Source organism: Myxococcus sp. CA023 (assembly GCF_010998615.1).
Lineage (GTDB): Bacteria > Myxococcota > Myxococcia > Myxococcales > Myxococcaceae > Myxococcus.
Map to the genome: position 1 here is coordinate 1 of NZ_JAAEAH010000012.1, position 13,084 is coordinate 13,084.

The window sequence follows — 13,084 nt, forward strand, 5'->3', positions numbered from 1 at the left end:
GCCTGGGGGGGGCCGGAAACGGGGGCGCAGGGACCGGCGCCATGAGCCTCCTGACACACCAGGAGACCCCGCGAGCGCCACGCCCGACGGCTTGACGCCTCCGGATGGCCGGGAGACCTTCCCGGCCCCCATGAGACTCGCTCCGTCTTCCGAGCCCGGTCGTCCCTCGGAGCCGCCCCCCGCAGTCACCACCACCGAGCTGCCTGCTCACGCCGCCGACGAAGTCAGCCTGTCCACCGAGGCCCGGTTGTGTGTGCTGCAGGAGATGATGGGCGAGGCCTTCTTCACGCTCGACGCCCACGGCCGCGTCCGCGAGTTGAACACGCACGCCGCCGCCCTGCTGGGTGTGTCGGCTGAGCAGGTGCGCGGCCAGGAGCCCTGGCTTGCGCAGCCCGAGCTTTCGGGCACGGTGCTGCACGAACGGCTGATGACGGCGCTGACCACGCGCGAGGGCGGCCGCTTCCTGGCGGAGCTGCCGTCGCGGACCTGGCTGGAGGTGACGGTCCGCGTGGTGGGTGACGAGACGTGGGTGCTGGCCACGGACATCACCCAGCGCCAGCACGCGGAGAACGAAGTGGCGCGCACCGAGGAGCGCTTCCGCCAGTTGGGCGAGCGCTTCCAGGTGGCGCTCGACTCCGCGCAGATGGCCGTCTGGGAGACGAACCTCGTCACCGGCCAGGTGTTCCGCTCCGAGGCGCATGACCGGCTCTACGGCTACGCACAGCCACAGGCGGAGTGGACGCACGAGAAGTTCCTCGCCTCCATCCACCCGGAGGACCGCGCGGAGGTGGAGGCCCAGGTCGCCGCGCTCTTCACCCGGCACGTGGACGCCTACACGTCCACCTTCCGCACCCGCTGGCCGGACGGAAGCTGGCACTGGCTCACCAGCCGGGCGTCGGTGATTCGCGATGCCACGGGCAACGTCGCGGTGGTGCGCGGGGCCATCCTGGACATCACCGCGCTGAAGGAGACGGAGGCCGCGCTGCAACAGGCGGTGCGCACGCGGGACGACTTCCTCTCCATGGCCAGCCACGAACTGCGCACGCCGCTGACGTCCCTGCGCCTCCAGTTGCAGTTGCTGCGGCGCCTGGGCGCCTCCACACCTGGCGCGACGCTCGGCTCGGACAAGGTCGCCGGGAAGCTGGACAACACGGAGCGCCAGTTGCGCAGGCTGGGCGCGCTGGTGGACAACCTGCTGGACGTCAGCCGCATCCAGACGGGGAAGCTGGACTTCCAGTTCGCCGACGGAGACCTGGCAGGCGTGGTGTCGGACGTCGTCTCCCGCTTCGCCGAAGAGGCCCGCCTGGCGGGCGTGCGCCTGGACTCGCACGTGGACGCGCCGGCCCTGTGCCGCTTCGACCGGCTGCGCATGGAGCAGGTGGTGAGCAACCTGCTCACCAACGCCTTCCGCTACGGCACGGGCAAGCCGGTGAAGGTGTCGCTGACGCACGCACCCGACAGGACCCGGCTGGTGGTGCAGGACAGCGGGCCGGGCATTCCCGCCGCGGACCGGGATCGCGTCTTCGAGCGCTTCACCCAGGGCGACAACGCCCAGCGGCGCGGCGGCCTGGGGCTGGGGCTCCACATCGTCCGGCAAATCATCGACGCGCACGGCGGACGCGTCCACGTGGAAGAAACGCCCGGAGGCGGCGCCGCCTTCGTAGTGGATTTGCCACGGTAGGGCAGGTGCCACCCCGTTCCGCGGGGCGGGTACAACATCCACTCATGGACACATGCGGGGCGCAGCCCACGGGGTGACACCCGGCCCTTCCTCCGATTTCTTACACACTGACGCCTTTCGGGAAGGACTTGGCGCCATCAGTGAATCGGGGTTCGCCGAACATGTGCATCATGCCGTCCCGGTTCGGCGTCCAAGCGGGCGAGGGTTCGTTGCTCGTCATGGCCGCGCCGGTCGTTCCGTCAGGAGGCGCTCCGATGTGGATTGAGAGCATCATCATGCCGCGCGAGGACGACTCGGAGCCCTACGTCCCGGCGCCACAGCGGGACCGGCGCAGCGGGCTCGCGGCGGCGTTGGAGGAGAGCCGCAAGCTGCGCGACAGGGTGCAACGCTTCGTGAGCGCCCACGACTTGTCGGACGGCGTGAGGTGGCTCAGCGAGCCCGGCCTCCTGCCCGTCATCACCATCCACTGCACGGACTTCGCGCTGGCGAAGCTGCGCGAAGCCGCGGACTTCGTGGTGGGCTGCGCGGCGCCCATCGACGTCTACCCCGCGCTGGTCGGCGCGCAGGGCCAGGTGGCTCCCGAGGCCCTGCTCACCTCGGCGGTGTCACACCTGCAGCGCCGCGTGTAGGGCCGCACCACGGCGTGGGGATGCGCCGGTAGCGCGCCGCGCAGAGCTGATAGACGACATAGGCCACCAGTCCCCCCAGCATCTCCAGCAACACCGAGCCGAAGGGCTGGCGCGCCACCTCCACCACCGCGCCATGGGTGTCCGTCGCCTGGCCCCCCTCGCCCGCGGCCAGCATCAACGCCAGCACCCCAATCACCGCGGAGACCGCCGCGCGCGGCGTAGCCCACGCGGGCCGCCCACTCCACGCCGCTCCGGCTCGCGTCCTGCCCCGCCCGAGCCACTCGCTGGAGGTCGGGCCGGCGCAATGTCCCCGTCGCCATGTGTCCTCGTTGCTTTCCAGCGCTCCTGCCACGTCCGCGAGGACAGCTCAGCCGAAGCGCGCCTGGAACGCGCCCAGATTGGGTCCATCCCCACCGCGCTCGTAGACGGCGAAGACGACCTGGTCAAAGGCGCCCGGGAGCGAGGCCAACCCCAGCGCGAAGGCCTCCGCGACTTCCACGGGGTTGTTGCGGAACACGCCGCATCCCCAGGCGCCGAGCACCAAGGTGCGGTGCCCATGGTGCGCGGCGACGCGGAGCACCTTCAGGGCCCGCGCATCCAGCACCTTGCGGATACGTCCCCCCATGCCCCGGTCGCGTGACTGCGCCACACCCGCGTTGGGCGCGGGCGCCGTGAGGATGGACACCTGGAAGGGCTGCTCCAGCAACGTCAGGCCCTCATCCCGGAAGAACGGCACGTCCGGCGAATAGATGAGATGGTCCGTGTAGAGCGGCGACGGCTCCGCGCGGTTGACGTCGTAGTACTCGCGCTGCGTGAGCAAGCACGTGTACAGCGCCGAGCAGCGTGCCAGGTCCTCCTCCTGCGCCTTCGCGCCGCCCAGGAAACCACCCCCGGGATTCTTCGCCGACGCGAAGTTGAGCGCGGCCACATGGGACGCGCCCGCCTCAACCAGCCGGCGCGCGGCGGCGCCCGTCTTCTCGGCGGTGACTTCGATTCGAGGCGCCGACGGGTTCGCCGCCGTGGGGAATGACAGGCACGAGAAGTCACCCGGCCGGTACAGCTCCGTGCCGGAGACCGCGCGCTCCACGGCCTCGCCCAGTTGGACACACTGCCCCGAGGGAGCCAGGTACTGGCCCCGCTCGATGATGTCCACCGTCTCCTGTCCAATGCCCTTCAACGACATGTGCTGCGTCCTGTCTGTCCGCGCTCACGCGAAGGTGCGCGAGCCTTAGTGTCACGAAAACACGAACAAACCTCGGGCAACCTGACAGGAACCGTGCTCCGACGTGGCTCAGTCGCAGCCGACGCGCTGCGTGCTCACCACGACGTTATCAATCCACGTCTCGGAGCCGGACGCCCCCAGCGGGTGGACGAAGCCGTAGCCCACGGAGAAGTTGTTGAAGGCGCGCATGCCGATGTTGGTGAAGTCGTGCGCCAGCGTGCCGTCCACGTAGACGCGGGTGTTGCCGTGCGTGCTCGACGTGCTGTCGCGGCGGACCTCCCACTCCAGGCACACCCAACGCCCCGCCGACATGCCCAGCCGGACGGGCTCGGGCTGGCGGTTCCATCCCTGCCCTTCGCGGAAGGACCAGTCATCCAGCGCGAAGCCGCTGTCCTGCATGACCTGGAGCTCGAAGCCACCAAAGTCCGCGCCGAAGTTGGACAGCACGAAGAAGGTGCCCATCTGCCCGAACACCCCTGGCAGCGAGCGCATGTAGACGTGCGCGCGCACGAAGAGCCGGGTCTCGAAAGCCGGGATGCTCTTTTGCCACTGCGCGATGGCCTTGCCAGCCCGCTGCCGCTCGTCGTGTCCATCCTCGGTGAGGACGTGCAGCGCGCCCGGGCCGTTGCGCGTCCGCGTGCTGTCCACCTGGACGGAGGCGTTCTCCGCGCTGGCCGTCCATCCGTTGGTGTCGTTGCCGCTGTCGAACAACTCGCAGAGCAGCGCGTTGGAAGGACAGGTGCCGGGCTCGGTGCTGGGCCCCGGATTGTCGTCGCCCGCGTCCGTGCCGGAATCCGTTCCCGCGTGGGTGCCCGCATCGGTGCCGGCGTCATTGCCAGGAGGGTTGTCGTCACCATCGTCCGAGCACGCCGGCAGCACGCCCAGGGACAGGACCGCGAGGGGGAGCAGGAAAGACTGCTTGAGACGCATAGGTTCAGGTATCCGGACAGGCCCGCGGGGCCGGGCATGTGCTGAGGGGACGCGGTCGGTGGGCTCCCCGGACCGGTGCCGACCGTCACGAATCCCTATCACTCGCAGTGCCTGCGGGTCACCTGGGCTGGGCCGACCCAGGGGGCAGCCCGACCTGCATCCGAATTCATGGCGAACGACGCCGGAGTCGTGCAGGAATCCGCGCCATGAAACTCTTCTACTCCCCTGGCGCCTGTTCGCTGTCGCCCCACATCATCCTGCGTGAGGGCGGCTTCTCCTTCACCACCGAGAAGGTGGACATCCGCGCCAAGAAGACGGCGGCGGGCGAGGACTTCCACGCCATCAACCCCAAGGGCTATGTCCCGGCGCTCCAGTTGGATGACGGCAGCCTGCTGACCGAGGGCCCCGCCATCGTCCAGTTCCTCGCCGACCAGGTCCCCGACAAGAAGCTGGCCCCGGCCAACGGCACGCTGGAGCGCTACCGCCTCCAGGAGATGCTCAACTTCATCTCCACCGAGATTCACAAGGGCTTCAGCCCCCTGTTCAACCCGGCGTTCCCGGATGAAGGCAAGCGCTTGGCGCGTGAGCGGCTCGCGCAGCGCCTGGGCGTGCTGGAGGCGGTGGTGGCGAAGCAGGCGTTCCTGCTGGGCGACCAGTTCACCGTGGCGGACGCGTACCTCTTCACGACGCTCAACTGGGCCGGGCACACCAAGGTGGACCTGGAGCCCTTCCCCGCGCTGCGCGCATATCACGCCCGCGTGGCGGACCGGCCCTCCGTCCAGGAGGCCCTGAAGGCGGAAGGCCTCGCGAAGTGACGGCGGCCTTCGTCAAGCTGCTCGTCACGGACAGCGAGCGCTCGGTGGCCTTCTATGAGGCGCTGGGCTTCACGCGCGTGAGCGCCGAGCCCCCCTTCGTCCACCTCCGGTGGGCGGAGGCCCTGGACGTGTACCTGGTCACCCCGCCGCCGCAGCTGAAGCTGGAAGGCCGGCGCGGCACGGGGGTGCTCGTCGGCCTCCGCGCCGAGGCGCCCCACAGCCTGGACGAGGTGCTCCTGCGGGCCCAGGCCCAGGGCGCCGCCGTGGACGGCCCCACGGTTCAGCCCTGGTACACCCGGGAGCTCATCGTCACCGACCCGGACGGCTACCGGCTGAACTTCATCGAGCCGGCGTAGCCGCGCTTCACCGCGGGCCAGGGCGCGCGGCCTTCACCCGAGGCCGCCGCCCTGCGACCCAGCGCCACCGCTCGTCGAACCGCTTTCCCTCCAGAGGCGACGTCCGGCAGGCACCTCCCCGAGCGGCTTCGGCTCACAGGGGAGCCGGACAGGTCCGGGGCATGGCAGCGACGGCCCTCGCCAGTTACGGTGCGGGCCTCCGCTCCCGTCTCATGGAATCCCGCGTCGCCGCCCTCTTCGCCCACGTGCGCGAGCACGCCGAGAATCGCCCAGGCATCTACCGAATGCTGGGGCCTTCGGACGAAGTGCTCTACGTGGGCAAGTCCGTGAGGGTGCGCACGCGGCTCTTGTCGTACTTCCGCGCGGAAGCGCACGAGAAGGCGGCGGAAATCATCGCCCACGCGCACCGCATCGTCTGGGAGTACACGCCCAGCGAGTTCGCCGCGCTGTTGCACGAGTTCCGCCTCATCAAGTCACAGCGCCCCCTCTACAACGTGGAGCACAAGCGGGACCGGGGCCACTGCTTCATCCACCTGACGCGCGAGCCCGTCCCCCGGCTGCGCGTGGTGAGCCGCGCCAGCAGCGAGAGCGGCGACTACTACGGGCCCTTCCACGGACGGAGCGCCACGTCCGACGTGGTGCGCGCGGTGAGTGACTTGCTGGAGCTGCGCGACTGCGCGGCGGACACGCCCATGCGACTGGCGGACCAGGGCCAGCTCTTCCCGCTGAAGCAGGTGCCGTTGTGCATGCGCGGGCAGCTCTCGCGCTGCCTGGCGCCCTGCGCCGGCGGCTGTACTCGCGCGGAGTACGACGCGCGCGTCGCCCAGGCCCGCGCCTTCCTCGAAGGGACGTCCGACACGCCGCTGACGCTGCTGCGTGAGCGCATGGCGCTGGCGGCCCGCCGGCTCCAGTTCGAATACGCCGCGGAGCTGCGGGACAGGGCGGAGCGGCTGGAGCTGATGCGCGGCTGGGTGGTGGAGCTGAGCCGGATGCTCAAGCGCCTCTCTTTCGTCTACACGGTGCCCGGCCATGGCGGCGATGACCGCGTCTACGTGGTGCGCCGGGGCAGCGTGCGCGCGGAGCTGCCCGCGCCCGTCACGCTCGAGCAGCAGCAGACGCTGGAGGCGAAGGCCCGTGAAATCCTCGAGCGGCCCGAGCCGGAGACGCTGGGCTTCCGTGCACACGAAGCGCAGGAGGTGATGCTCATCGCCCGCTGGTTCCGCATGCACCCCGAGGCGCTGAACGAAGGGCCCTACCAACCGGTAGGGCCCTTTTGTTTTACACGGGCCTCGCGATGAATATCGCGGGGCCTTCGTGCTTAAGCCCCTGAATCACAAAGGATTTTGCCTCGTGGTACTGGCGAGGACGCTCTCGGCATCTCCCCCTGCAGTGCGAGGTGTCCCGTCTTCTCCGCCGCGGATTGGGCTCTCTGGAGCGCTCTTTCGCCCGATTCGGGGAGAGAGAGGCCGAGAGTGGTTAACAGTTTTGTTAACCACTTCGGGCCACCGATTCTGATAATCCAGGGCTTTCGATGTCGCACCTTCCAGGGTTGCTTCGCTTCCCTGTCTCCAGGACGGCTCGGAGCCTTTTGACGCCAATTGGGCTCCTCGTTGTTGTTAACCGAGAGAGCGAAACGCGCCCAGCCTTTACTGGGTACTCGTGATTTCGTCGCACGGCGCAGACTCTCCGAGGCGGCTCTGAGACTGTCTCGGCGGCACTTCTCGACGGGGACAGCCCCTAGAAGTAATTGCGGAATTGGGCGAGCGTATGCGGGTGCGGTGGCAAGTCCGCTGATCGACATGAGTGGGATGTGAGCTTGCCCGAGCTCCGTGACACTCCCGCACTTCGTGTGGTTCCCCTTGAGGGATTAGGCAGACGCGGCGTAAGCGTTCACGGGGTATGTAACCTGGAGCGTGAACTGAGGTTACGTGCCGGACAGCAGCGAGGGCGCGGGAGTGCCGTGGAGATGAGCTTCGAGGGCAGCCTTGAGATAGTCGAGCACGTTGCGTTGCTGCTTTCTGAGGCTCATCACGGCGGTGAGGATGCGCTCGACGAAGCGGCTGCCGTCCTCGCTCTGGGTGCCGAAGCTCGGCTTTCGCAAGATGACCGCATGGCGCAAGTCCCTCTCCGCGACGTTGTTGGTGGGCTCGCCCCCTCGGTATAGACAAACGTCCAGAGGGCGTCCTTGAGCTTGAGGATTTGCCTGGCCATACCGGCCACCGTCTTCGGGCACACCTCCGAGGCCTCCGCCAGCAGGCGTTCCACCTCGCGCATGTTCGGTGGCGTCCGTGCCCAATGACTTCACATCTCGATGTAGCTCTGTTTGGACGCCTGTGCCTGCCCCAAGTCGCTGCATCATGAGCGCATCAAGGCCCCCCTGGAGAGTGCGTCAAGGCGAGTGAGCGAGGCGCCGACACAGCCATACCCAAGATGATTGGATACACCTCGGCCGACGCGGACTGCTTGACGCCTGTGGCCCCTCCCACAGAGTGGCGCTTCCTCACGTTGGGCTGCGCGCCAGCCGACACGGTCTGGCGCACGAAGAGTTCCAGCTCCAAATCAGAGCCGGTACCGCTCCGCCTCATTGAAGAACTGGGTGAGCGAGCATTCCGAGAGCGACTGGCGGGAATGCATATCGGCGCGTACGAAGGAAGGGCAGCCAAGCGCGCTTCCCAACGCGCATCTGGGCCTCCTCCATCTTCGCCCGCGGCCCCCACATCCCGCCAGGTAACCGTTCACCGGTTGGTGTCTGCTTGAAGGGACTGCCGGCCAGCGAACGGCGGGCGGGACGGCGCTCGACGGTGGTGGCCGCGGAGTGGGACACCGCCACTCGTGGTCCGACTTATTTGATGAGCGGCGGGTGGTTGCGGCTGGCATCCCAGACCACCCAGCGCTGCGCATGCCCACCATTGAACGGCCAGCCCCAGACCGGCTGCCATGCCTGGATCGTGCCGTTCATGACGTCGAGGAAGAAGTCGGCTCCCTGCGCCGTGCGCGTGAACAGGAGCTCTGCTTGGGGCCCATTCCCGCTTGAGACGTTCGAGCGAAACCACTTCTGCTGTGGAGGCGTGGGGGAATAGCAATCCCACGTCTGGATCTTTGCGCCCGCATTCGCTGGCGGCGAGGAAAAGTCCAAGCAGTAATTCCAGAATTCAGACAGGCTGATTTTATAGCCGCCGCCACCGCCCAAGGGCATGCTAGTGATCTGCCACTTCGCGGCACCAAATGGATGACACGGATAGATGCCGACCTGGAGTCCGTTGTGCGGACTCCCTCCCAGCGCATCGAGACAGTACGGGACCGCCCCTGGAACATTTGTGGATTCCAGGATGATGTTGCCGGGGACGAATGCATGGTTGGCGCCTTGCCATCCGATCCACACGCGCGTCGCGCCCGAGTTTGTCGGCAGGTTGATCGTCCCGTGGTCTGGAACGAGGTACCAGGTTGCGCCAGGGACCCCGACGCCCTGCTCGTTGGTCACCCATATGCGCGAGTTGTTCGGGCGTACGCTCAACACGGTGAACGGCAAACGGTCTGAATATCCGAGTCCGTTGAAGCAGAGCTCCGTGCCGGTTCCATTCGCTCCGGAATAGACACACGGTGTGTTGTTTTTTCGCGATACGGGACTGGCCAGTCGCTGCTCCACGGTGCCCTCTTCGGTAGCCGTGACCTCATCTGCGATTTGGTCGCTCCCGTCCCCGGGCGCACAGCTGATGGCCAGTGCTGGCACCGCAACGAGAGCCACTGGACCTAGTACGGCGAGCAATCGTTCAAGCATGTTCCCGCCCTCGATACCGCGTTGTGGATTCATGCATTCGGCGGCACGCGTTGCAGTCTCGATAGAGACTCCCTATGCGCCGCCGATGTTTGCATGACAATCAAGCCATAGCACCGCATTCAGGGGTCTTGCAATGGACGCAGATGCGAGCAGTGTGCGAAGCATGCGCACACGCAATCGGGCGGCTGCGAAGGTGAGCTTGGTGGATACTGAAGGCCTCGTCCATCCGTTGCACGTTCATCCGGACAAGGTCCAGGACAGGGACAGCGCACACTTGCTGCTTGGCGATAAGCCCAAGGAGAACTTCCCACGCATGCAGAATCCGTTGGTGGGATCGGACTACGCGGGCCGGTGCAAGTACTTGCTGGAGGAGAAGTCCAGCTGGGAGGCTGAGCGAGCCCCTGTGCCTACCCGAAACTCGGTCGTTGCGTCATGAGTGCGTCAACGCCACTTTCGGCATTGCGTCAATGCGAGCGAGCGAGGCGCGCACGCTGAGGCGACATCTTTCCTGACGCAGGGGGCTACCGAGCCCTGGTGGCGTCGATGGTGCCATCGGGCCGCAGCAACATGGAGCCCCGCCATCCCAGCGTGGGATTGACGTACTTCGTCGAAAACACACCGAGTTCGGCCCCTTCATCGAAGCGGTATGAGACCTCGACGTAGCCATCCCCGTCCGCCCGCCCCTCACACCGGACCTCGGCTTGAGGGGCGACATTTTCGTAACGGCATGTGCGTCCCGGGAACTTCACCTCCAGACTCCGCAGCTCTCGTTCCGACGCATTGACGACGAGAATGCTCGTCATGCCCATCCACCACGTCGCTCCCACGGCCATGATGATGCCGACGGCGCAGATCGAGAGAAGCAGGAGGGGCGTCGAGACTTTGCGCATGTCGAGACCTCAGGGGAAGCGGACTTCAAGCTCTCCTCCATTCAGCGCGCCCAGGCATGCGTCAACGCAGGTCGGCTCGGAGAACAGCTGTACCTACCCCATATTCGGCCGCTGCGTCATGGGTGCGCCAAGGCCACTTTCGGCATTGCGTCAATGCGAGCGAGGCGCGCGGCTATCGGCCAGCCTTGGCTGTCGATGCGTGAGGCTGACTATCGACACCAAGTCGAGCCTGCCAAGTGCTGGCCCCCTGACACCACGACCGCACGATTGTCACCAAGCAACTACTGCGCTGGGCGCGCCTTCGCCACCGCGGAGGAACTCCGGCGGGCCCTGCTGGAGTGGCCCCCCCCCCCGGCACAACGAGCACTGGCTGCTGGAGAATCACGACTTCCGCTCGCCGAGACAAGCCCGGCGAGCGTTGATACAGAGGCAGGCGGCCTAACTACAACCAACCCAGCGTCTCAACAATCCAGTGCGAGACAGGGGCTCTTCACGAGACCCAGGCAGCACATTCCAAGGATGCTGCCCCGTGACTATTACCGACAAGCTCAGTCGGCGATGGACCACGAGTCCGCGCACGGCCAGATGTCCGACGGGTTGTAGATGCTCGCCAACGCTGGCGTCATGTTGCCCGAGGATGGGATCTGCGCCACCAGATCATCACCAATGAAGAAGCCCACCACGTAGCTCTCCATCTGCGAGCAGAGCCCCATCTGGAAGACGGGCGCGGCGTTCGGCTGGACGTCGAAGGCCTCCAAATAAACGACCCCCGACAAACCAACTCGCTTGTAGAAGATGACGATGTCGAACCAGTCTGCCAACGTAAGATTACGCACCGTCACCGTATAGATGTCCTCCAACATCGACCCGGGCGAGGATGGGGGTGTACCTCCCGCCAGGATGGATAGATGACGGGTCGCCTCAGGACGAAGCGCCAGCAAGGCCCGGGCCTCCGCCGTGCCCGCGAGGGTCCCGTCGAACTGGGACACCAGGCGCAGCAACCCCACGTCCACGGGGTCCTGAGCCTTCAAGGTGACGGCAACAAGCCCCTCCTCATGAATCCGGGCAAGCAGGGCATTGGCCCGGGATGCAAGCCCCTCCTCTCTCACGGACACCTCACTCCGGGAAACCGCCCCAACGCCTCCAGCGAGGGCCGTCGAGGAACCCAACACCATACACATCGAGGCAGCAACAGCCAGCAGTCGCCTCATTGGCAAACCCTCCGATTGCCAGTGACTGGAATTCCCTACCAAACAAACACAATCAATTTCAATAAAATCCCACACCCGCCACACCAAAGACACACTCCAGCCCCGGCATAAAATGGCGCCCATTGAAATCTTCCAGGCCTCTGCGAGCGCGCTCTGACAAGCCCCGCTCCCCTTCCCACGACAAACTGTCGCGGCTGCCACTGGAAAGGCACCGCGCCTGCTAGGAATTCTACGGGCTTCCCCACGGCACGGCATTTGCTATGTACTTTCACGCCAAAGGAGCCATGCCATGTCAATGAGGCAATCTGGGATTCGTGCCGCCACTCTGTTGACTGTCTTTCTTTCCGGGGGGGCTGCCTGGAGCGAGGACGTCCGACTCACCATCAAGGACTCGCCCCAGCCGCTCGCCACCGCCGCGAAGCGGCTGGAGACGCGAGAGGGTTGGGGCATCACCTACGAAGAACCACTGGGGGCTCGTCCGGCAGCGAGCCCCCTCGACCTGACCTACACCGTGACGGAGGCGACCCGAGCGGACGTGAAGCTTCAGGAGGAGGTGCTAACGCGGCTCCTTGCCCAACAGGCGGGAAAGGATGCCCCACGCTTCCGCCTGGTGCGTGCCGGGGGGCTCTGGCACATCACGCCCGTGCAGGGCTCTCCCCTGGACACTCCCATCACGATGTCTCGTCAGGAGCGTTCCCTGGGAGAGGTCCTCCGAGCCCTCTGCGCCGAGGTCACCCGGCAGAGCGGGACACGAGTCGAACTGGGGAGCACGCCCGGACTCCAGTTGGAGACCCCCATTACCGTGGATGCTGTCACCCAGGAGCCCGCGCGCACCGTCCTGGCACGGGTGCTCAACAGTGCCGGTCGGCGCACCGTGTGGACCCTAAGTGGGCAGGGGACGAAAGCCGGATACCTGCTCTCTCTCCACCGGGTCTTTCGCCTCGCTGGCGGCACGCCACCGTCCCCTACACCTGCGCCCAGCAAGAATGTCCCCGCTCCGAAACGAAGCGCTACGGGCGGGTGACCGCGTCCCTCAGCACGCATCGACAGGCCCGCGGGGGCACAGACTCGGTCCACGCCCACAACTCCAGGCCTACCGCTGTGCCTACTCCAAGTTCGGTCGCGGCGTCATCGGTGCGTCGAGACTGCACCAGGACGCGCGTCAATGCGAGTGAGTGAGGCGCGCATGAGGCCGTTATGACGGCAGGGCCACGTCGGAAACCGTCCAGCAACCCGCATGAGGTGCCTGGGCCCACCCCGAGGCCCGGCACAAGCCCCCTCCCGGCTCAGGGCCCCGCGGGGCACGCTGGCATGGAGGTAATCCAACCATCCACCAGTGTCGTGCCCTCCGTGTCGACGATGGCGGTGGCGAGCGGCGGCATGCGTGGCGTCGAGAGCGAGTGAATGCGCTGCGACAGCACCGATTTCGAGGGGACTCCCGGCGCGATGAGCAGGGCCCCCGCAATGCCCAGCTCGCCGTGCTGCGGGGCCATGCCGCAGACCTTCATGCCCGGCTGTACCTACCCAAAATTCGGTCGCTGCGTCACTCGTGGGCCAAGGCCACATTCAGCA

Annotated in this window: 12 protein-coding genes and 1 pseudogene; 5 read left to right on the forward strand and 8 right to left on the reverse strand. The window is 66.7% G+C overall.

Translation table 11 applies throughout. The features are described from left to right. Positions 1-1,681, forward strand: a 1,681-nt coding sequence (locus tag F8M74_RS07265) for a PAS domain-containing sensor histidine kinase (RefSeq protein WP_240462278.1), incomplete at its 5' end; no start/stop codon positions are given. A gap of 254 nt (positions 1,682-1,935) precedes the next feature. Beyond that, entirely contained in the window at positions 1,936-2,310 is a 375-nt protein-coding gene (locus F8M74_RS07270; RefSeq protein ID WP_141252906.1) for a hypothetical protein, read from the forward strand. Here the strand turns inward: F8M74_RS07270 and F8M74_RS37735 are convergent. The 3 genes from F8M74_RS37735 to F8M74_RS07285 form a co-directional block, all read right to left on the reverse strand. Next, positions 2,273-2,506 (reverse strand): DUF1206 domain-containing protein, encoded by a 234-nt coding sequence (locus F8M74_RS37735; protein WP_239004905.1) that lies wholly within the window; start codon positions 2,504-2,506, stop codon positions 2,273-2,275. The genes F8M74_RS07270 and F8M74_RS37735 overlap by 38 nt on opposite strands. Before the next feature lie 171 nt (positions 2,507-2,677). Then, entirely contained in the window at positions 2,678-3,493 is an 816-nt protein-coding gene (locus F8M74_RS07280) for a TIGR02452 family protein (protein WP_141252907.1), read from the reverse strand. A gap of 108 nt (positions 3,494-3,601) precedes the next feature. After that, entirely contained in the window at positions 3,602-4,462 is an 861-nt protein-coding gene (locus tag F8M74_RS07285; RefSeq protein ID WP_216619721.1) for a hypothetical protein, read from the reverse strand. 206 nt (positions 4,463-4,668) lie between these two features. Here F8M74_RS07285 and gstA point away from each other — a divergent pair, with 206 nt between their 5' ends. From gstA to F8M74_RS07300, 3 genes are all read left to right on the forward strand, one after another. After that, positions 4,669-5,277: a glutathione transferase GstA gene (gene gstA / locus F8M74_RS07290; protein ID WP_141252909.1), complete on the forward strand. Its 609-nt coding sequence runs from the start codon at positions 4,669-4,671 to the stop codon at positions 5,275-5,277. Next, positions 5,274-5,633, forward strand: a complete 360-nt coding sequence (locus tag F8M74_RS07295) for a VOC family protein (RefSeq protein WP_141252910.1) — start codon at positions 5,274-5,276, stop codon at positions 5,631-5,633. Before gstA ends, F8M74_RS07295 begins: the two co-directional genes overlap by 4 nt. 212 nt (positions 5,634-5,845) lie before the next feature. Further along, positions 5,846-6,931, forward strand: coding sequence for a UvrB/UvrC motif-containing protein (locus F8M74_RS07300; protein ID WP_141252911.1), 1,086 nt, complete (start codon positions 5,846-5,848; stop codon positions 6,929-6,931). 626 nt (positions 6,932-7,557) lie between these two features. Here the strand turns inward: F8M74_RS07300 and F8M74_RS07305 are convergent. The 5 genes and pseudogenes from F8M74_RS07305 to F8M74_RS07330 all read right to left on the reverse strand — a co-directional run. Continuing rightward, a pseudogene (locus tag F8M74_RS07305) lies at positions 7,558-7,850 on the reverse strand (transposase); the annotation flags it as partial. Between the two features lie 625 nt (positions 7,851-8,475). Continuing rightward, entirely contained in the window at positions 8,476-9,279 is an 804-nt protein-coding gene (locus tag F8M74_RS07310; RefSeq protein ID WP_162294979.1) for an RICIN domain-containing protein, read from the reverse strand. 653 nt (positions 9,280-9,932) lie between these two features. Next, complete coding sequence (locus F8M74_RS07315; RefSeq protein ID WP_141252914.1) at positions 9,933-10,301, reverse strand: hypothetical protein; 369 nt, start codon at positions 10,299-10,301, stop codon at positions 9,933-9,935. A 548-nt stretch (positions 10,302-10,849) separates the two neighbouring features. Continuing rightward, a complete protein-coding gene (locus tag F8M74_RS07320; RefSeq protein WP_141252915.1) occupies positions 10,850-11,332 on the reverse strand; it encodes a hypothetical protein in 483 nt (160 codons plus the stop codon). 1,466 nt (positions 11,333-12,798) lie between these two features. Then, a complete protein-coding gene (locus tag F8M74_RS07330; protein ID WP_228559333.1) occupies positions 12,799-13,005 on the reverse strand; it encodes a hypothetical protein in 207 nt (68 codons plus the stop codon). Between the last annotated feature and the right edge of the window lie 79 nt (positions 13,006-13,084).